This is a genomic window from Paenibacillus sp. J22R3, assembly GCF_056269305.1.
The window spans coordinates 289,281-308,905 of the sequence record NZ_JBWDNS010000005.1 but is presented as its reverse complement, the minus strand read 5'-3'; the positions used below and the strand labels follow the sequence as shown (position 1 = coordinate 308,905).

The window sequence follows — 19,625 nt, the reverse complement described above, 5'->3', positions numbered from 1 at the left end:
ATGATGCATCTGTATGTATTACATCATCCGAAGCCTTCGACTGACAAGCAAAGTTTGAGTCCGAAATAGGCGCCCGCCCCCCTGATGGAGAACGGGCAGCTGTCTAACCGGTAATGCGATCTACGGAATCCTGCGGAGAGTGGATGCATCGTTTACATACTTTGACCGTAGATCCGTCTGTTTTAGCCCGAGGATAGAGCAGTTTGGTACGTGTTCTGCTGCAGACCGGACAAGTGCCGCGGCCGCGAGATGGAAGGCTCCACAGTGCACGCCCGCGTTTCGTTTTTGCCATTGGTAATGACCCTCTTTCGAAAGCTGAAGTGAATACAGGATTAAGTATAAAATAGCTGTTACGACATAAAATGTCGTATCAGTCCGTGATGTAAGTTTTGTCTTGCGTAGCTGCTGTGGTATAATCACAGCAAATATTACCGTTCCCCGGAGGCGATTATGCTCAGTTTTGACCAGAAGCTTTCGATTTTGGAGTCCTTTCCTGAGCTCAAGCGGAAGGACGTGTCACTCGGCCGTGTGAATTATCAGTATGATGAAAGCCTGTTCGATAAGAAAAATGTGGCGTTCCACCTGCACCCGAATGGAAATGGGTTCGTGTATGCCGGACATTTGCGTGGCTATGATACGGATGAGAAGGGGTTTGTGAACGTCCGCGGCTATGAAGCCGATGCGTTCCGTCAGTTGGTAGAGGAGTCGATTCGCTCTCTATCCTACCGTGCGCCGGAGCCGACATCGAAGAGCGCTAAGGCAGCTGCTGCCCCGCGCGGTGAGGTACATGCCTCGACGTGGTTCGGACCCGAGAAACAGTCGCTGATTCTGAAGCATGAGGATGACCTGTGGTACGTGTATGCCGGACCGAACCTCGAAATGGTGCTCGAAACCTATGAAGAGGCTGAACAATATCTACAGGAAGAAGGCTTCTTCCTGCTATAATTGTCGCAATGAGAACCGTCAGCTGTGGAGGCTGACGGTTTTTAATTTTTATTGCGCGCTGACTATGAGCGACGCAGCTCGCGGCGCGGCATGCGGAATCCGGAATCCGGAATTTCGGCGATACGCCTGATCCGAAGGGGAGGCGTATTGGGGGCATGAGCAACCGGATGGCGATGCAGAATTTGGCGTGCGAGGTAGCGGCGTGCGATCGTTTTATTTTTGTGAAGTGGTCCTTCGCTATTTACATAACGGAAGCCATTCGACTACGATCAGGGTAATGGGAATGGGGGAGATTCTATGTCGTCATCGACAATACGTGCAATTGTATTTGATTTCGACGGTACGCTGGTGGATACGGAATCCTGCGAGTATGACGCGTTTTGCAAGATTTATGAGGAGCACGGGCAGGTGCTGGAGCTGGAGAAATGGGCACTCTGCGTAGGAACAATAGGTGGACCATACAATCCGTATGATGATTTGCAGGAGCTTACGGGGAAGGCGCTTGATAAGACTGCGCTTAAGGAGCGCTTCAAAGTTCTGCATGACGAATCGCTTCGCGAAGTGAAACTCCGCCAAGGTGTTCTGGAGCTCCTGGAGGAAGCGAAGCAGCTCGGGCTGCGGATCGGTCTTGCTTCGAGCTCCGATCGGAGATGGATCGACAGGCATCTGAGGGAGCAGGGCATCGCTGATTATTTCGAGGCGATTTATACAAGAGACGATGTCGAGCTTGTGAAGCCTGATCCGGCGCTTTACCGGTTGGCCGTTGTGGCGCTTGGCGTACAGCCGTTTGAAGCTGTAGCGGTGGAGGATTCCCTGAACGGACTGAAGGCAGCAAAAGCTGCAGGGCTGAAGGCCATCGCGGTTCCGAATCCGATCACCTCGCACATGGATTTATCCCAGGCGGATATTCAGATTACAGGCTATGAGAATGAGACATTGGCGGGCCTTCTGGCACAGCTCCAAGCAGCAGCAAACTGAATAAATGCACAAGATTGAAACAGAGCCTTCCCAATCAGGGAAGGCTTTTTTATTTTCTCTTTAAAACCAGCGAGAATGCATATTATATAACAATTAAAATATGTATTAAAATAATTATTGAAATATGTAATAACCCAATCTATAATGAAGAAGTTGATAGCGCTTTCTAACAAGAATTGATGATCACATGGGGCCATTTGGTTTCAAGCAGCAGACATCACACAGGGGGGTAACAATATGAAAAGAAAGTTGAAGCAAGGCTTGGTTGTATCACTTTCAATCGCGACGACAATTGCATGCGCGCAATTTGCATCAGCGGACAAGTCTTCTACAGAAGCGATCCCGGCATGGGCATCATCTGAAATTAGCACATGGAAGACGCTTGGGCTGATCAAAGGGAATGATGACGGCACAATTAGTCCTAACCGTGCAGTTACGAAATCGGAGTTCGTTACCATGCTGAACCGGGTGTTCAACTTCTCCAAACAAAGCAACCAAACATTCAGTGATGTTCCTGCTTCTGCTTGGTACGCATCCGAAATTGCCAAAGCTCACGCAGCGGGCATCATTACCGGTGATCCAAGCGGCAAGATGGCTCCGCTAGAGAATCTCTCCAGAGAGAAAGCAGCACTTATTCTAAGCCGCTTATTCGAGGTTTCGGCTACAGCCGGCGCTGCCGGGTTTAAAGATGACAATCAAGTATCGCAATGGGCGAAGGATGCTGTCCATGCAATGAAAGCCGCAGGCTACATTGCAGGTACTCCGGAAGGACTCTTCCAACCGACTAAACAGCTTACACGCGCAGAAGCGATTAAGATGATTAACAATATCATGGGTACATTGGTAGCGGATGCGGACAAGCATTCGGACATTACAGGGAAGAACCTTGTTGTAAACACAGCTGGCGGCACCTTGTCAGGAGTTACGCTATCCGGCAATTTGTACATCACGCCAGGCGTTGGCGAAGGTAACCTCACCATCGAGAATGCCAAGATAACGGGCACGATTTACGTACTTGGCGGCGGCGTGCATAGCGTCGAGCTTAACAACACGCAGGCGGGAAGCATTGTGATTAATAAAGAAGACGCAGCGGTTCGCGTCGTATTGAACGGTACTTCATCATCGACTAATGGCATTAGTATTCTCTCCGATGGTCGTGTTGAGAATACAACGGGCACAGCAGCTAATGTTACGGTTGCCGCAGGCACAAACAACAACGTTACACTGGTTGGTAAATTTGGCGATGTAACGGTCATTTCGGATACCAATGTGGGTATGGAATCGGCAACGGTAACCAACTTCTCCATCGCGAACACGGCGGCAGGGAGCACAGTAACACTCGATGCCGGCACGAAGGTTGAGAAGCTGAGCGTTGACGGTGCTGCCGAAGTGAAGGGTACAGGTAAGATTGCTGACGCAACGATTAACGCAAACGGCGTAAAGCTTGAGACTGCTCCGGAGAAAGTTGCGGTTAAAGCGGACAGCGCTACAATTGGCGGTAAAGAAGTTAAAGGCGGCACGGCGCCAATTGAAGGCGGAGGTGGCGTAATTGGCGGCGGAGGCGGCACTAACGACGCGGACGTAAAGCAATTTACCTACGACTACGTGACAACGAATTTCGCTGATAACGGAGCACGCGGATATGTGAAGCTTTATCTTCAGCTAATGCAGGACCCGACGTATGATAAAACGGCCAATCCGGCAGCCAATGCGCTTCCGAACTTAGTGAATGCCGGTAACTACGTAAACGCGGATCTGGATATTAAGCCATCGATTTTTGCGGCGCTTCGCGGTGTTAATACTTCGGTTCTGAAAGAAGCAAGAGATTACTTGTGGCTCGGAACGGATTCCGGTGTTACCCGTGTGGACCTGGCGACCAATGAAATGGTTACCTACACGAAGGACAGCGGTGATCTGGCGGATAACAAAGTACTGCTATTGGTTGACGATGGCAAAACAGGTGTTTATGCAGTTACGGTAGACGGCGTATCACACATCATGGAATAGAAGAGGGGGAAATTAGACATGTCCAAACTTAAGAAACGTTCTAAAGTTCTTTCCGGCGTACTCGCCGCATCGATGTTGTTATCGCTGCCGGTTACCAATGTCTTCGCAGCAGATGCTCCTGCATCGGCAGTTAACTATTCACCGGTTCAGCTGCAAGCTTATCCGACTAAACAAGTGGTGTACTACACAACTGCCAATATTCCTAGCGGCCTTACTTGGGTAACTACCAAAACAGATCTGGTGTTCATTCCTTCCGGCAATCAGGCTGATGTCAATGTCGCGATCAAGGATGCAGACGGCGTATTCTGGATCGGTACGCAAAATGGTCTTCAGCGTGTTGATTTCACTGAAAAAGATGCACGTGACGTTGTGCAATACATGGCGGGCGCTCGTTACCTCTACGGCGCAGACGATAACGTTACGGGTCTTGCAAGCGATGGCGCAGGCGGAGTTTGGGTGCGAAATGCTATTGGTGCTACCCATATCACAATGCCGAAGAAGACGCTGCAAGAGAAATCGGCGATTTACGAGAAAATTACCAGTGACGTTCATACCAGACGCGGCATGGTCACTGGCACAACGGTTACGTTCACGGATGAAGGAAAGAACTATGTGGACTATAACTCCCCGACAGGTAAGTTTACTTCCACACCGTCAACTAGCGACAATGACGGCCTGTGGACAGCTATGTATGCCATGGGTGAAATATTCCGTTATCAAACGTTGAAAACGGAATATGCGAATCCGACTTTAGAGCAGCAAGCGGAAATCGATGTCGCTAAAGCGGCAGCGCTGAAAGCTACGAAAGCCGTACTTCTGCTGGATTATGTATCGGGACGCGGCAATGGATTCCCTGCTCGTTCGTACATGCTGACAAGCGAAGCAGGCGCGAAGACTTCTGACAATACAGATTATGGCTTCCAAAACACGAATGGCTTCTGGTTCCATTCCATTATGGATGGCTCCCCGAATCCGAATGCCATTGTTCCTAGTATGATTCAAGAAGGTAAAGAGCCAATTGGCTATTCCATCGTTCGCGTGACGAAGGATGCGATGGTCAAGAAGGGCGACACATTATTCCCATCTGGTGGTCATGGCGTACTCAATTATAATGGTGTCGGTTTGAGCCCGGATTCTATCCAAGCGTTAAACGCAGGCAGAACAGGTCTTCCGAAGCTCGGTACAGATCTGAAAACTCTCGTTGATACCTTTGAAGATGGCGATTACGAAGCACCGGTGTATCAAGTCATGCCCGTTATCACACAAAAGATAAAAGAGGAAACTGATCTCGGCAACACGGTAGACAAGAAGTATAAGGATGGGGATCAAAGCACATCTGCAGCTGATAAACCGTTGTTCCAATTGACAGTACCGATTTATGAGAAAATCCCGCAATTCTTTAACGACCTATTCCCGGAATCAGTAATCAAAGACGGCTATATCGATCAGAACCAGATCGTGTATAAAGCTGATACTTCTTCCGATGAAGTAGACGGTCACTATGCTCTGTTTATGACCGCATACAAATATTTGTGTGACGATGAGAGCGATGCGGACCTGGCTGAATTGAAAGATTATATTGCCGAAGCTACGGACCGTATGACGAACCTAATCATCGAGAACGAAAACTACTACATTAAAGATGCAACAGGCAAATCGACGCAATGGTCGAGATGGTCGTCCAAATACTTTAATGACAGCCTTTCGGTTATGGAAGGTCAGCAGCTATGGAACGCAAACGTAGGCGTAGACGACAAAGGTAACGATGCACTTTCGTACGGCTATGAAGATGGTCCGTTGAACGCGCTTGAAGTTATGGCTGCCTTCAAAACCGCTGCATACGTTACAAAAGAGAACTACCCGGAAGATGCAGCGAAATTCGAAGCCGCATACGAGAAAGCCTTTGATGGCGATTACAGCAAAGAAGATGAATTTGAGAACGGTAAAGGCTATATCGCTATGGCATTGGATTACATCAAGCGTCGCGTTGTACGTCAAGCGACCACCGCTTATGACATTCTTGGTCAGAAGGTGGCAACAAGAGAACAAGTAGCCCCAGAAGATGGTTACGGTGATGCTGAAAGCTCAGATGAATACTCCAATATCAATGCGACTATTCACAATGACTGGACGCAATACATCAACTATTCCGACGAGGAGCTTGGCTGGTTCCCGGTTTATCAGCTGGTTGTTCTTGAGAAAGATAAAACCAGATATGACCTAATCGTAGCTGCCTTCGATCAATGGTTCGAGAACGAGAAGCGTGAAGAGAATCCATTCTACACATTCTTGTATCAGCTTGCGCATCCGGAGAAATCGGACGTGGATCTGGACTCTGCGGTTAGATTCCTCTACCGTATGCCGGAATACCGATTCGTGTTTACCGCGCGGTATGACCGTCAGGATGTGTTCTTCATTGAACCTGGTAATCGTGAAACGAAAGCGAACAATCAGACGAACTATGCACTTCCTACGGATGAGCGCAGAATTACGAAGGACAACAGCAACCCATTCTTTGTTGAAACACCTTATGCAGCTAATGAAAACTTCAATTACAAGAAGAATAACATGGAAGACGGTACACCGTTCACCCTTCCATACTGGCTCGGCCGCTACTACGGCATGATCAAAGAAGCTCAAAACTAAGACAAGCTAGAATGACCGGCCATAGAAGGGGATCAACTTGATCCCCTTCTCCATGGCTATGGCAGGAGAGAAATGGGATGGAGAATCGGAAGCTATTTCTGGGCATTGATGGTGGCGGAACGCGTACGACGGCGATCGTGTCCGATGATTCGGGCCGGATTCTGGCTGGCGCTACCGGACATTCCATCAATTATTATTCGGTTGGTATGGAACAAGCCCGTACGAACTGTGCGGCAATCATGAAGCAATTGCAAGCTGAGTATGGATTTGCGGAATACGATACTGCTTTTATAGGCATGTCGGCACTCGATCAAGAAGCAAGCGAGGAAGCGACGTTAGCATTTGCATCACCGATTATTCAAGCACAATCGATATACATGCACAGCGATTCGTATATCGCACTTATGGCGTTAACACTCGGCAACCCGGGAGGGCTGATTATCAGCGGCACCGGCTCAATGGCAGTTGCGATGCTGTCAAGCGGCGAGTTAAGCATTGTCGGAGGCTGGGGTTATCGACTTGGCGATGAAGGCAGCGCCCATGATATTGCCATGAACGGCATTAAAGCAGCCATTGCGAGTTATGAGCAACTCGGCGAAGAGACATACTTATCTCAACAAGTATTGGATTATTTTTCAATCGCGCATATGCGCGAATTAATCGACGTGTATTATAATCCCCGCATGGAACGCCATCTGATAGCAGGGTTTGCAACAGAAGTGGCCAAATGCGCGGAGCAAGGCGATAAGGTTGCGAGGCAAGTGATTGATCAAGCCGTTTATGACTTAGAGAAGCACGCGGACATGTTGGTGAAAAAGCTCGGTAACTTCGAAGGTGTCAAGATCGGTGTGTACGGTGGCGTTTTTCAACACAACCGCTATATATATGAACAGCTTAAAGGCAAAATCGAGTTGAAGCATAGCCATGTGAAGGTTGAACTGCTAGGCTTCCCGCCGGAGATTGGAGCGATTATCTGCTGCTTTCAGCGAACGGGAACGATGCTCACGGAAGATATTTTACAGCAATTAGGCACTACTTATCCGCGGCGTTCTACCGAATCGGCATAAATCAGAGAGAGGGGAATTACGGTGTCGGCAGCATTACGATATTTAGCACAGCTAGAAGAGCTCCTTGCTTCGGTCATGGATAAAGAAATCCATGCGATACGTGAGGCGGCCGGGAAAATCGCTCATGCCTTCACGAACGGGGGCCGGCTGCATCTATTCGGTACGGGGCATTCGCATATGATGGCGGAGGAGATGTTTTACCGTGCCGGCGGTTTGGCCAACGTGAACCCGATCTTTCTGGAGGGGCTCATGCTTCACTCCAATGCACTGCAGAGTACGGAGCTTGAACGACTGCCGGGACTTGCGCAAATCATATTCGACCAACAGCAAACCTGCGATGGCGATGTACTGCTTATTGCATCCAATTCGGGACGCAATGCGGTCAATATCGAAATGGCTCTGATTGCCCGTGAACGGGGGCTGCATGTTGTGGCTTTGACTAGTCTGAAGCACTCCGAATCGGCAACGTCCAGACACAGCAGCGGTAAACTGCTTTACCAAGTATGCGATACCGTCATTGATAATCACGGCTCAATCGGTGATGCAAGCGTTGCGATCGACGGCTTCCCGCGCAGGGTTGCGCCAACGTCGACAGCAATTGGCGCTGCGATTGTCAATGCGATCGTGGCTGAGACGGTTGAGCTTATGGTGGAGGGTGGCTCGATGCCCGAGGTGTTTGCGAGCAGCAACGCGGATGGCGGAGACAGCATCAATCAAAGCCTAGTGCACAAGTACAGAGGGGTGATTCGAGCGTTATGAAACGGACTCTGCCAAGGACCATCACGATACAAGAAGCGACTGCGGTTAGTACGGCAGGCCGTGTGATCCAGAAGTGGTGCGAGCTGCATGAGAGCGAATGCCGGGTCACCGAAGAGCCGGCTGCGGCAGGAGAGCTCCGTATCGCGACCATCTCTGTGCATAACGAACGGTTCACTTATATCCGAGAGACGAGCACGTTGTCGGATGAAATTTTTCAGCTGGACATTCGCTCTGAGGGCGACGGCGATGGAAAGAATGTCGTCATTACCCATTCGGGGGAACGCTCCCTATGGTTTGCGCTCAACAAACTGCGTGTGCTCATGCAGGGCGATACGTTGACAAACGGCGTTATCTATGAGTATCCCTTGTTCCCGCTGCGCGGCATTATTGAAGGTTTCTATGGCGAGCCATGGGGGCAAGAGGAGCAGCGCCGAATGCTGCGGTTTATCTCATTATCCGGCATGAATACTTATTTCTACGGACCGAAGGATGATATCTATCATCGTGCTAAGTGGCGGGAGATGTATGACGCAGCATCCTACGAGCGGCTGAAACTGATATTCGCGGAAGCGAGTTCGCTATATCTTGATTTCTATTATTGCATTGGACCCGGCTTGTCGATGCGGTATTCCAGCAGTGAAGACCGTGCGCAGCTCATCTCCAAAATCAAACATATTCACGGTATCGGTATCCGGAAGTTCGGCCTGCTCTTCGATGATATTCCAAGCGAGCTGCAGCACGCGGAGGATCGGGAAGTCTACGAGGATCTCGTAGCTGCGCATATTGAGGTGACGCAGCAGGTGTACGCGGAACTCAAAGCTTTCGATCCTTCGATCCAACTGGTCGTCTGCCCGACTCAGTATCACGGCAAAGGCAATGAGTATTACGTATCGAAGCTTGGCCGGAATTTGGATCCGGGCATCGATATGTTCTGGACCGGACGGTACATTTGCTCCCGGGAAATAACGCTGCTTGAAGCTGCGACGTTCGTGCAGAACACCTACCATAAGCCGCTCTACTGGGACAACTATCCGGTCAACGATGTCGAAATGACCAATGAAATGCACATCGGACCTTACCGTGAGCGCGATCCGCATTTGTATCGTTTTACAAGAGGGATTATCGCTAACTGCATGGAGTATGCCGAAAGCAGTAAATTTGCAATTGCAACGATCGCGGATTATCTGTGGAATCCTGTGAGTTACGACCCGGAGAGTAGTTGGAAGCGTGCGGTACTGCAGATTGTGGGCGAGAAGGATTATAAGCCTTTTCTCGTATTTGCCGACAATGTGCTCTACTCCTGCTTGAACTTGCGAAATGCGCCGAGGCTGAACGAAGCAATCGAGCAGTTTTTATTCACGCATGATTTTGGCAGTCGCGAAGAGGCGTTTGAGCAAATAGATGCCTTTGTTGCGGAGCTGGGAGAGGCTGCGGCGCATCTGCTGCGCGGCATGGATAACGAGGCGGCCCACGATGAGATGGATCGTTGGATTCTGAAATTTGCAAATGGCAGCCAAATGCTGCAACTGGGTCTTGATTGTTTGAAGACGCCGAACCAGGTTTGCATGTCATCGTTTAAAAGTCAGTACGCTGCATTCAAGGCGGATCGGACGTATGTATTCGGCGATATCATTGATATTTTTGCTAACAAAGTGTTTGAAGAAGTCCGTGTTTAACTATCATATAGGGGGTCTCTTACGATGAAAAAAATGATGATGACGTTAAGTGCGGCAATGCTGGTTCTATCCGGTGCGGCAGGCTGCGGGAATGCGGATAACAAGGCTGCCAATGGCAATGAAGGCAATCAAGCAACAAGTACGGAAGAGTTTACGCTTCGCATTGCAATGGGTTCTCCGGGCGAGAAGCTGATTGCGGTCTGGAACGAGCTTAAAGACGAGTATGAGGCGGCGCATCCGAATGTCACGGTTGATCTGAACTTCCAAGACGATGATATGTACCAAACGATTGGACTTCCGAACCTGCTGAACAGCGATAATGCGCCGGATATTTATTTTGAATGGGCCGGTCAGCGTCTGAAGATGCGCAATGACGAAGGCTACGCGGCAGATTTGACGGAAGCGGTTCAGCAAGAAGGCTTGAAGGATCGTTTCGTGGATTCGGATTACAACGGCATGAAGATCGATGACAAGGTATACATGATTCCAAGCAATGCAGACGTGACGAACGTCGTTTGGTATAACAAAGAAATCTTCAACAACTTGAAGCTAACCCCGCCGAAAACATGGGACGAGTTTATCGACGTGTCGAAGAAAATCAAAGCAGCCGACATTACGCCAATTGCCGTAGGCAACAAAGATCTGTGGGCAGGCGGCAACTGGATGGCGCATATGATCTCCCGTGTAGTAGGCGAGCAGGCATATGCGGACGCACTGACACTGAACAAGCCATTCAATTCGCCTGAATTCGTTAAGGCGCTTACCTATATTAAGGAACTGCGTGATAACGAGCTTGTGAACAAGAGCGCGAACGCGATTGCGGATAACGAAGCGGATACGCTGTTTATGAACGGACAAGCTGCTATGCACCCGATCGGCAGCTGGTTTGTATCGACTGCGATGGAAGAGGCGCCGGATTTCGAATATGACTTCTTCAATCTGCCTTCCATGCCGGGCGGCGCAGGGGATCAGTCCAGCGTGCTGGGCGTAGCAACAGGCTACATGATCAACAAGAAAACCGAGCATCTGCAAGCTGCGATTGATTTCATGAAGCTCTATGTATCCCCTGAAGCATCTGCGAAGCTGCTTGAGAACGGCATTACGCCGATGGCGAAAGGCTCAGTAGATCCTTCGAAGACCGATGCGCTTACTGTAAAGCTGAACGACATGCTGAAGAACGCGAGCGCGCTTGTATCGCCGCCGGATACGGGCTACAACCTGGAAATCGCGGATGCACTGAACTCCGCGACCTCCCAAGTGCTGGGTGGAGACAATACACCTGAAGCCGCGCTGGCGGAAGTGGATAAGAAAATTGCACATTTAAAGACGGACAAGAAGTAACTTTAATACACTTCGCCAAAATGTGGGATGCACTCGGAATTCGCGTTAAGCGATGCTCGGTGCATCCCTTTAAACAAACGAAACTCGAAATGAGGTCGCGGAACTTGAATAAGAAATGGCGTATTGCCCCGTATTTGTTTGTCGCCCCGGCTGTTCTGATGTTCGCCTTTGCGGTGCTGATCCCGATCGTCATGACCTTCTCCTTCAGCTTCTTCAAGTGGAAGGGATACGGCGAGATGAGCTTTGCCGGCTTTGATAACTACATTCGTGCTATTAAAGATCAGATCTACGTGATGTCGTACGTGCACATTTTCGAATATATCTTATTGACCATTGTGCTGGAAATTGTGGTTGGACTGGCGCTGGCCGGGCTGATTACGATGAATTTCCGCGGTACCGGATTGTTCCGCGTTGCTTTCTTCACGCCGATGATGCTCCCGATGGTTATCGTTTCGTACCTCTGGGCGTTCGTGTATAACGCCGATTTCGGATTGATCAACTCGCTGCTTCACTCCCTGGGGCTGGACAGCCTGCAGCATGTGTGGCTGGGCGAGAGCAAGACGGCTATGATCGCGGTATCAGTCGTCTCCGGATGGGTCTCCGCAGGCTTCTACATGACGATCTTCTATGCCGGGATCCAGCGTATTCCGAAGGAAGTGTACGAGGCTGCGCATTTGGATGGAGCAACGGAATGGCAGGTCTTCTTCCGTATCAAGATTCCAATGATCATGGATCTGATTGAAGTAGGTCTCCTGCTTTGTATCTTAGGCGGCTTCCAAGCCTTTGACTTGTTCTACGTCATGACAAACGGCGGACCAAACAACAAAACCGAAATCGTAACGACCTACCTAGTCAAAGTGGTGTTCAAGAACGGCGATGTTGGTTATGGCTCCGCGCTTGCTGTCCTGATGACGATTGTCATTACACTGATTGGGATTCTGTTCAACAAACTAAAGCCGAAGGATGCAGGGAAGCTGGAATATTAGGCGTGAAAAGGAGATTGTCCCATGAGTGCTACCGTATACAAAAGCAAACCAAGCTTTGTGAATAAACTATCATCCGCCGGCTATTATATCGGCATGTCCTTGTTGTCGCTGCTATTCTTCTATCCGATGTACTGGATGATTATTTCGTCCTTCAAGTCCAACAGACAGATTTTCTCCTCACCATTCTCGTTCCCGGAGAAGATTGATTTGAACAACTGGGTGCAAGCTTGGAAGGTCGGCAAGATGAACGTGTACGCGCTCAACAGCCTGATTACGACATCCGTAACCGTCGTCTTCATTCTTGTCCTCGCCGCGCTGGCTGCTTTCGCATTCAGCAAGCTGGAGTTTAAGGGCAGCAAATTGTTATTGGCGATGTTCGTACTCGGGTTGTTCATGCCGCTGCAATCCTATTTTATCGCGCAAAACTATATTTTCGAATATTTGAACCTGAAGGATACCCGCTTTGCCCTCATTATTCCATACATTGCGATGGGCTTGCCGCTTGCGGTATTTCTGCTCAAGGCGCACAACGACTCGCTTCCGAAAGAGCTGTTAGAGTCCTCGCGCATGGATGGCGCAACCGATTTTACGATCTTCTCGCGTGTCATGGTACCGCTCATGATGCCGGGCTTGTCCAGCGTAGCGATCTTCTCGGCGCTCAATTCCTGGAACGAGTTTCTGCTTGCGCTCTTGTATATTCAGAACGATAAACTGAAGACCATCCCGACAGGCTTGCTCGCCTTCTCCAGCCGTTACATTACGAACTATCACTTGCTGTTCTCCGCGCTTTCGATCGTGACGATCCCGATGATTCTGGTCTATGTGCTGTTCCACCGTCACATCGTAAGCGGTTTAACGGAAGGTTCACTCAAGTAGAATGTAGTGGTAGAATATAGGAGTATAAACATTGATTATTTAACCGATAGAGAGTGTGGTCCTATTGAAGAAGCAGTTGGTTAATATTAACTCGGTCAAAATTCAGAACCGTAAGCTGGTATTCGAGGAATTAATTCATAGCGATCTTACAACTCGTCTGGAGCTTGCTCGTAAAACAAACCTAAGCGCCGCTACGGTTTCTTCGATTGTGGAGGATTTCGTGAACGTCGGTATAACCGATGAAACGAAGGATGAGAAAAGCACAGTCGGCAGGAAACCGAACCTGCTTCGGTTCTTGCCCGGTCAGAAGCAGATGCTCGTCATCGACTTCACATCGATTCATTTTCATTATGTGATTAAGGATTTATCGCTTGTTACCTTAAGCTCTTATTCGTACACGTATCAGAATGAGCTGACGTATATTCAAAATATTGAGCAGTTTTGCAAAGACATACTTGGCACGATTGAGCAGCTGCAGAAGGAGAATGAGCTGATTGGCATAGGAGTCTCCACTCCCGGACCGTACAACCAAGAGAAGGATTTGGTTGTGAACTGTCTCATCCCGGCATTTGGAGAAGTGAACCTGCATCACGTGCTCACGAAATTTCTGCCGGAGTTTCCGATTATGATCGACCACGATGTGAAGCTGGCCGCGATGGCCGAGCTGCAGCGAGTGCCAGACCCTGCTTCTAAATCGATTTTCTTTATTTATTTGGGTGAAGGCGTCGGTGGGGCGAGTGCGGCTTGGAACGAAATCTCGGAGGGTGCCAACCACCTTGCCGGTGAAATCGGACAGATCGTCATTGCGCATGGAAGCGGACAGAACTTGGAGCAAATGATTTCGTGGAATGAATTTGTTCGCCGGGTTGAAGAGCAGGATGAGCTTGCGGGCGCTTCACGTTCGAAGAGCTATGTGGAGCGGTTTCAAGGGGGGGATCCCATTGTTGCCAAGGAATTAATCCGTGTTGCAGACTGCTTGGCTACAGCTTTCAACAATATCGCATGGCTGTTCGATCCACATATGATTATTATCGCAGGACAGTACAATGCGTTCGGCGAACCGTTTATTGCGTTAATCTCGGAGCGGCTTAAGGATCGGCTGCATAAAGACATATACGATAATTTGAAATTGACTTTCTCGAATTATGAGGAGAAGAGTACGCTCGTCGGAGCGGCGATTGCCGTTAGAGATCGCTGGATTGACAATCTATAAGAGTGAAGGGAACAAAGCCTGCATGAGAACAGCGATAATTCTGGCCGCCGGAGCGGGTACGAAAATGTGGCCCTACGCCGAAATTCGGCCAAAGGCGATGATCCCGGTTGCAACGAAGCCGCTCATCGCGCATCAAGTGGAGTCACTCAAGGCGCTTGGTTATAGCAAAGTCATCATCGTCGGAGGCAAGCTGCACGGCCAGATCCGCAACTACTTCCGGGAGCATGGTCCCAGCTCGTGTGCAAACGAAGGAATGGACATTATCGTCGTTAACGATGAGAAGGCGCAAGGAACGGCGTTCTCACTATGTGCTGCTCGCAGCGCATGCGGGGATGAGGATATCCTCGTCATGTACGGTGATACACTGGTGGATCAAGCGGATCTTGGCCGACTTGCCGCCTCGTTCGAACAGCGATCCGGAAACGAGATAGCCGCTGCGCTGGTGCATCCGCTGGGGCAACAGCCTTCCTCGGACTGGATCTGCTGCAGACTGAAGAACGAAAGCGTTGACCATATTATGGGGCATCCGCGCGACGACTACAGCCACCGCTTCTGTGCATTTGCATTCAGCAAGGATTTCTGGGCTTATGCCAGCGCCAGCTCCGGTTTGTTTACAAGCGTACAGGTCGGCATGATGCCGCCGCTTGAGGGACATTTGGAAATGTCGTTGCTGGATTGCATGAATGACGGTTATGCGGTTCGTGCGGTGGAGACAATCGGTGAATTCGTCGATCTGGACAAACCATGGCATATTCTGCTTGCCAATGAAATCGTGGCTCGCCGTGAGTGTGCGAAGCTGACCGGCCATGTGCTCGCCGAAGGCGCTTCGATTGATCCGAGCGCTTCGATCGAAGGTTTCGTAAAGCTTGGCGTAGGCAGCAAAATCGGCCGTAATGTCATTATCGAAGGCAGCGTGATTGTCGGGGATCATACGACAATCGAGAATGGCGCGATACTGAAAGGCAGCCATATGATCGGTAATGATACGTACATCGGCAATTATTGCTTTCTCTCCGAGGGTACGACAGTGGGCAATCACTGCGTGGTTAATCATTGCGCAGAGCTCGACGGCGTTATCTTCGATACGGTGTACTTGTATCATTACATGGAGTTCTACGGTGTAATCGGCACCTCTACTGATCTTGGTGCGGCTACCGTCTGCGGCACGCTGCGTTTCGACGATGGGAACACCTCGCATCGTATCAAAGGTCGCAGAGAAACACCTCGCGAGCACAGCAATGCGATTTATTTAGGCGACTTTGTCCGCACCGGCGTGAATGCGATTCTGATGCCGGGTGTGAAGGTCGGGATCTATAGCGTTGTCGGATCAGGCGTCATTCTAGAGGAAGATGTGCCGAATCGCAGCTTGCTCTATGTGAAGCAGGACCTCGTGCGCAAAGAATGGGGTCCAGCTAAATACGGCTGGTAGAGAAGCCTGAATAGGTATAAATGCAAACAACCTGATCACGGCATGTGCCGAAATCAGGTTGTTTATTTCGTTTAAGTGCAGCTTATTCCGTTGGCAGCTTTCTGCGCAGCTGTTCCATTTGCTCATTGATCAGCGCATCCTTAGCAGGTATGCCTGTTGTACCCGCAGCAGGTGATGCACCGTAAGAATCGCTGTAGCCCGCGCCGTATGGTTGGCGGGACATGGCCACATGGGCTTCCCATTGCGCGATTTTCTCTTCGATCCGTTGGAAGCCGCGTGAAGCGGATCCGCCTTCCAGGCTGGCACGGCCAACGCTGAAGCTCGGCATACCGGAGCGGGACTTCGCTGCTGTTTGTTGAATGCGTGCAAGCAGCTCTTCACGTTTCTTGAGCAGCAGAGGGAGCTCTGCACGGGCTTTCTCCAGCCGCTGTGTCAGCTCAGCGATTGTTAGCTTCGCCTTCTCGATCCACTGCGAATATTCCTGTACCTTATCGGTGTAATGCAGCTTCGCGGTTAGTGCCTCGCGCGCCGTTGCTTCATTGCCGGCTCTCATGGCATCCAGCGCTTTGGTTTCGCTGTGTTCTGCCATTACAGCAGCTTCGCTCGCTTGCTGCTGCAGCCCTTTAATCATGGCTTCTTGTTTAAACAACTCTTGCTGTGCATTGGCGATCTCATCCTGCATGCCGCGTACATATTGGTTGAGCATCATGGACGGATCTTCCAGCTTGTCGAGCAATTCGTTGGCAGCTGCCTGTGTAATGTTGAAAATTCGGTTTAACAATCCCATTGTTGAACATCTCCTAGTTTTGGTTTTTTATGAATTAGGCGTGAAAACGGAAGTGGCTGTCCGGGGACAATACCTCGAATGGCGCTTTCGGTACAAGCAAACTTGCGATAATGTACACGAGCAGTGTGGTACCGAGGCTAAACACGCCGGATACGATCAGAACAAGTCGGATGATGGTCGGGTCAACGCCGAGCCAGTCGCCAATCCCACCGGATAGCCCCGTTAATTTGCGGTTCAAAGTGGAACGGTAAAGCTTCTTCATGCGAAACATCTCCTTTAGGTTTGTGTTTGTTATAGTGGTGAAGTGATTGCCGTCTATTGTGAAGTGATGTGTTGTGCTGGCGTGTGGTGATGTCGTTTAACTGATATCCTTAGTTTAAAAGAGGACGGCCTTCCTCGAAACCGTCTGGCGGCTGTTCTTGATGCTGGCCTTAAGGCGGGGGACGCCTCCGACCTTAGACGGCTGAGACGACAAATAAGCACTCCTCATCCAGCTCGGCGCAAGGCCGAAACTGCAATCAGAGTGCTAATCATCATCTTAATGCCGCCATTACAGCATCGGCGATGCTAAGGCAGCAGTTTAACGACATTAAAATTATCTTCGATTAACAACCAGTTCTGCGGGAAGCTAAGACCGAGCTTCCAATAACTAATGCCGCGCAGATTAAGTTGTTTCAGCAGGTTGAATTTCGCTTGAATAGAACGGGCATCCTCAAACCATACCTTATGCTCCTTGCCATTCGCATCCCAATAAGAGAAATTCGGCGCCTGAGCGGTGTTGTCGTATAAGATTTCAGCATTGTATTGTCGCGCGAGAGCGATAGCCGCTTGCGGACTGATGGCCCTGGCATAGGCGCCGCCTGCCACATAAGGCAGTGTCCAGTCATAGCCGTACAAATTTTGCCCCATGACGATTTTGTTCGCCGGAATTTCCGTGAGGGCGTACTCCAGCACCGTTCGAACCGGGCCGATCGGTGAGACGGGCATTGGCGGTCCACCGCTGTAGCCCCACTCATAGGTCATGATAATGACAAAATCGGCGATCTCCCCGTGAGCTTTATAATCATGGGCGGAATACCATGCGCCTTGCTGGGTAGCGCTTGTTTTGGGAGCGAGCGCCGTGGACATGGTGAGTCCTGCCTTGTGGATCGGGACGACAGCTTTGCGCAGAAATCGGTTATAGGCTTCCTTATCTTCCGGGCGGAGATGCTCCAGATCGAAGTGGATGTCCTTGAAATTCAGGCGTTTCGCTGTGTCCAAAATGTTGGCAATCAGTTTATCCTGCAGCGCTTTATCGTTTAGAATGAGCTCGCCGAGCTCAGCGCTGAACTGATCGCCTTCCAAGTTGGTGATCGTCATCATCATCGCTGTTCGATGACGCCGGGCAATGGATTCGAGATCACCGAGCGGAGGCAGGGCGAGTGTACCGTCACGTTGGATGCGGAAGCTTGATGGTGCCAGATAGGTAAGATGCGGAGACGCACTTCTGGCTGCCTCTGTCAATGCAGGGGAGACCGTGGTCCCTCGTGGATCAATGTAAGCGTTGATAACGGCGTTGCGTCTTGGAATTGGCGGGATATAGAGGCGATGGCCTACCTTTAATGGACTATTGATCCCGATATCGTTAATTGAAGCGAGCGTGGCCGCCGTAGTACCGAATTTACTCGCGATTGTAGTTAGTGTGTCCCCCGGAATCACCCAATAATATTGCCCGACAATCGGAATGACAAGTGCCTGTCCGATAACCAGCGTATCGTTAGGCGAAATCTCATTAGCGGAAGTGATATCAGAAACGGGTATCCCGTACGCCTGTGACAGTCTGTAAAGTGTTTGTCCCGCCTGCACGACATGAATTTGCATTGTTTCCCCTCCTCAAGTTCAACGCTAAGAAAGCAGATGCCGGAACTCTCCTCTTACAATGCTATTCCATTCTAATGCCGCGCATGTCAGGAGTGCAGTCGTTATTTGGCCGGAATTTCGGTGTTCGTTGCGCGGATGATTTCGGAAATGCGATTTTCAAAAGTACTGACTCGCTGTTTCTGCTCCACAATGGTGCGAGAAATGGATACGAGCGTGGTCAGCGATTGCAGCGTACCTTCATAGGAGTTTGCTTTTATCGTCTCGTTCATGGTTTTGACGACGGGTGATATGTTCTTCTTCATGCCGGAAATAACCGATTGGACCGATGTAATCTGGCTGCGCAGCGGGTCTGTTTCGGCGAGTTTCGCACGCAAATGCTTGATCGTGGCAGAAGTGGCAGCCTTTGCATTCTTAAGCAGTTCTTCTTTGATACGAATTTCAGTGCGGGCCAGTTGGGTGGAGGGCTTCAGCAGATCCGCTTGAATTTGGAGTAAGGCAGCCAAATTCTTCAGTTTGAGGAATTTGGCGTCTTTAATTTGCGTATTTAACGACGTGTACATTGCGAAGAGCGGTTTATATCGTTCTTTGGTCTGAGCTACGTCCTGCGTAAGCTTGGTGATCTTCGCTGCATCGATCTGGGTGATTCGCGCGCGCAGGGCGGTCATTGCATTGCCATTGTAATAGTGAAGGGAAGCGATTGCTGTATCGAGTGTGTCCTCCCTCTGCTGGAGAGTCGTTAGGCTCAGCAATTGAGCGGTGAGATTCTGCTTCATGGCATAATTGGCGGTGGATATTTGCTTGGATAGCTTGGTTTGGGCAGATTCGGTCAGCTTCACGGATGACGCGGAGACGGCGGAAGGCATGGAGATCAATAGTGCGAGCAGAGCAAGTAATACGGCTGAAATCGGCTTTCTCATCATAGAATGTAGCATAGTGATAAGCTCCTCCTTGGACGGGTTCCCCTTGTAAACGCAAAAACACCCGCAAGAAAGGCAAGATTGCCTTTGCTTACGGGTGCTTCCAACGTAAGAGAACTTATTTTGTTTATTTTGTAA

General features: G+C 50.0%; 18 protein-coding genes. 13 read left to right on the top strand and 5 right to left on the bottom strand.

The annotated features are described in order from the left end of the window. Positions 1–103: 103 nt before the first annotated feature. Positions 104–292, bottom strand: a complete 189-nt coding sequence (locus AC0YN4_RS22605) for a hypothetical protein (RefSeq protein ID WP_475782732.1) — start codon at positions 290–292, stop codon at positions 104–106. Positions 293–450: 158 nt separating this feature from the next. On the opposite strand from AC0YN4_RS22605, the gene AC0YN4_RS22600 reads away from it, so the two are divergent. The 13 genes from AC0YN4_RS22600 to AC0YN4_RS22540 all read left to right on the top strand — a co-directional run bounded on the left by AC0YN4_RS22600 (position 451) and on the right by AC0YN4_RS22540 (position 15,923). Beyond that, positions 451–945, top strand: coding sequence for a hypothetical protein (locus tag AC0YN4_RS22600; protein ID WP_475782731.1), 495 nt, complete (start codon positions 451–453; stop codon positions 943–945). Positions 946–1,100: 155 nt separating this feature from the next. After that, positions 1,101–1,223, top strand: coding sequence for a hypothetical protein (locus AC0YN4_RS22595; protein ID WP_475836829.1), 123 nt, complete (start codon positions 1,101–1,103; stop codon positions 1,221–1,223). Positions 1,224–1,242: 19 nt separating this feature from the next. After that, positions 1,243–1,923 (top strand): HAD-IA family hydrolase, encoded by a 681-nt coding sequence (locus AC0YN4_RS22590; protein WP_475836828.1) that lies wholly within the window; start codon positions 1,243–1,245, stop codon positions 1,921–1,923. Between the two features lie 237 nt (positions 1,924–2,160). Continuing rightward, a complete protein-coding gene (locus AC0YN4_RS22585; RefSeq protein ID WP_475836827.1) occupies positions 2,161–3,930 on the top strand; it encodes an S-layer homology domain-containing protein in 1,770 nt (589 codons plus the stop codon). Positions 3,931–3,948: 18 nt separating this feature from the next. Next, positions 3,949–6,576 carry a hypothetical protein gene (locus tag AC0YN4_RS22580; protein ID WP_475782727.1) on the top strand — a complete coding sequence of 876 codons (2,628 nt, stop codon included), beginning with the start codon at positions 3,949–3,951 and terminating at the stop codon, positions 6,574–6,576. 77 nt (positions 6,577–6,653) lie between these two features. Further along, entirely contained in the window at positions 6,654–7,643 is a 990-nt protein-coding gene (locus AC0YN4_RS22575; protein ID WP_475836826.1) for a BadF/BadG/BcrA/BcrD ATPase family protein, read from the top strand. Positions 7,644–7,664: 21 nt separating this feature from the next. Next, complete coding sequence (locus AC0YN4_RS22570) at positions 7,665–8,402, top strand: SIS domain-containing protein (RefSeq protein WP_475836825.1); 738 nt, start codon at positions 7,665–7,667, stop codon at positions 8,400–8,402. Further along, positions 8,399–10,078: a protein O-GlcNAcase gene (locus AC0YN4_RS22565; RefSeq protein WP_475782724.1), complete on the top strand. Its 1,680-nt coding sequence runs from the start codon at positions 8,399–8,401 to the stop codon at positions 10,076–10,078. Before AC0YN4_RS22570 ends, AC0YN4_RS22565 begins: the two co-directional genes overlap by 4 nt. Before the next feature lie 24 nt (positions 10,079–10,102). After that, positions 10,103–11,419 (top strand): ABC transporter substrate-binding protein, encoded by a 1,317-nt coding sequence (locus AC0YN4_RS22560; RefSeq protein WP_475836824.1) that lies wholly within the window; start codon positions 10,103–10,105, stop codon positions 11,417–11,419. 104 nt (positions 11,420–11,523) lie between these two features. After that, a complete protein-coding gene (locus AC0YN4_RS22555; protein ID WP_475782722.1) occupies positions 11,524–12,405 on the top strand; it encodes a carbohydrate ABC transporter permease in 882 nt (293 codons plus the stop codon). Positions 12,406–12,426: 21 nt separating this feature from the next. Continuing rightward, complete coding sequence (locus AC0YN4_RS22550; RefSeq protein WP_475782721.1) at positions 12,427–13,281, top strand: carbohydrate ABC transporter permease; 855 nt, start codon at positions 12,427–12,429, stop codon at positions 13,279–13,281. A 64-nt stretch (positions 13,282–13,345) separates the two neighbouring features. Beyond that, the gene (locus AC0YN4_RS22545; protein ID WP_475836823.1) at positions 13,346–14,494 is read left to right on the top strand and encodes an ROK family protein; all 1,149 of its coding nucleotides are present in this window, start codon (positions 13,346–13,348) and stop codon (positions 14,492–14,494) included. A 22-nt stretch (positions 14,495–14,516) separates the two neighbouring features. Beyond that, complete coding sequence (locus AC0YN4_RS22540) at positions 14,517–15,923, top strand: NTP transferase domain-containing protein (protein WP_475836822.1); 1,407 nt, start codon at positions 14,517–14,519, stop codon at positions 15,921–15,923. An 82-nt stretch (positions 15,924–16,005) separates the two neighbouring features. On the opposite strand, the gene AC0YN4_RS22535 is transcribed toward AC0YN4_RS22540, so the two are convergent. From AC0YN4_RS22535 to AC0YN4_RS22520, 4 genes are all read right to left on the bottom strand, one after another. Further along, on the bottom strand, positions 16,006–16,710 hold the full coding sequence (locus AC0YN4_RS22535) for a PspA/IM30 family protein (RefSeq protein WP_475782718.1): 705 nt from the start codon (positions 16,708–16,710) through the stop codon (positions 16,006–16,008). A gap of 34 nt (positions 16,711–16,744) precedes the next feature. After that, positions 16,745–16,972, bottom strand: coding sequence for a PspC domain-containing protein (locus tag AC0YN4_RS22530; RefSeq protein ID WP_090978518.1), 228 nt, complete (start codon positions 16,970–16,972; stop codon positions 16,745–16,747). 305 nt (positions 16,973–17,277) lie between these two features. After that, positions 17,278–18,570 (bottom strand): LysM peptidoglycan-binding domain-containing protein, encoded by a 1,293-nt coding sequence (locus AC0YN4_RS22525; RefSeq protein WP_475836821.1) that lies wholly within the window; start codon positions 18,568–18,570, stop codon positions 17,278–17,280. 101 nt (positions 18,571–18,671) lie between these two features. Continuing rightward, a complete protein-coding gene (locus tag AC0YN4_RS22520; RefSeq protein ID WP_475836820.1) occupies positions 18,672–19,502 on the bottom strand; it encodes a hypothetical protein in 831 nt (276 codons plus the stop codon). Positions 19,503–19,625: the final 123 nt, after the last annotated feature.

Coding starts and splice junctions, on each gene's coding strand:
- AC0YN4_RS22525 (WP_475836821.1), bottom strand. CDS start 18,570: ATGCAAATTCATGTCGTGCAGGCGGGACAAACACTTTACAGACTGTCA.
- AC0YN4_RS22520 (WP_475836820.1), bottom strand. CDS start 19,502: ATGCTACATTCTATGATGAGAAAGCCGATTTCAGCCGTATTACTTGCT.
- AC0YN4_RS22575 (WP_475836826.1), top strand. CDS start 6,654: ATGGAGAATCGGAAGCTATTTCTGGGCATTGATGGTGGCGGAACGCGT.
- AC0YN4_RS22590 (WP_475836828.1), top strand. CDS start 1,243: ATGTCGTCATCGACAATACGTGCAATTGTATTTGATTTCGACGGTACG.
- AC0YN4_RS22580 (WP_475782727.1), top strand. CDS start 3,949: ATGTCCAAACTTAAGAAACGTTCTAAAGTTCTTTCCGGCGTACTCGCC.
- AC0YN4_RS22605 (WP_475782732.1), bottom strand. CDS start 292: ATGGCAAAAACGAAACGCGGGCGTGCACTGTGGAGCCTTCCATCTCGC.
- AC0YN4_RS22560 (WP_475836824.1), top strand. CDS start 10,103: ATGAAAAAAATGATGATGACGTTAAGTGCGGCAATGCTGGTTCTATCC.
- AC0YN4_RS22595 (WP_475836829.1), top strand. CDS start 1,101: ATGAGCAACCGGATGGCGATGCAGAATTTGGCGTGCGAGGTAGCGGCG.
- AC0YN4_RS22530 (WP_090978518.1), bottom strand. CDS start 16,972: ATGAAGAAGCTTTACCGTTCCACTTTGAACCGCAAATTAACGGGGCTA.
- AC0YN4_RS22540 (WP_475836822.1), top strand. CDS start 14,517: ATGAGAACAGCGATAATTCTGGCCGCCGGAGCGGGTACGAAAATGTGG.
- AC0YN4_RS22585 (WP_475836827.1), top strand. CDS start 2,161: ATGAAAAGAAAGTTGAAGCAAGGCTTGGTTGTATCACTTTCAATCGCG.
- AC0YN4_RS22550 (WP_475782721.1), top strand. CDS start 12,427: ATGAGTGCTACCGTATACAAAAGCAAACCAAGCTTTGTGAATAAACTA.
- AC0YN4_RS22600 (WP_475782731.1), top strand. CDS start 451: ATGCTCAGTTTTGACCAGAAGCTTTCGATTTTGGAGTCCTTTCCTGAG.
- AC0YN4_RS22535 (WP_475782718.1), bottom strand. CDS start 16,710: ATGGGATTGTTAAACCGAATTTTCAACATTACACAGGCAGCTGCCAAC.
- AC0YN4_RS22565 (WP_475782724.1), top strand. CDS start 8,399: ATGAAACGGACTCTGCCAAGGACCATCACGATACAAGAAGCGACTGCG.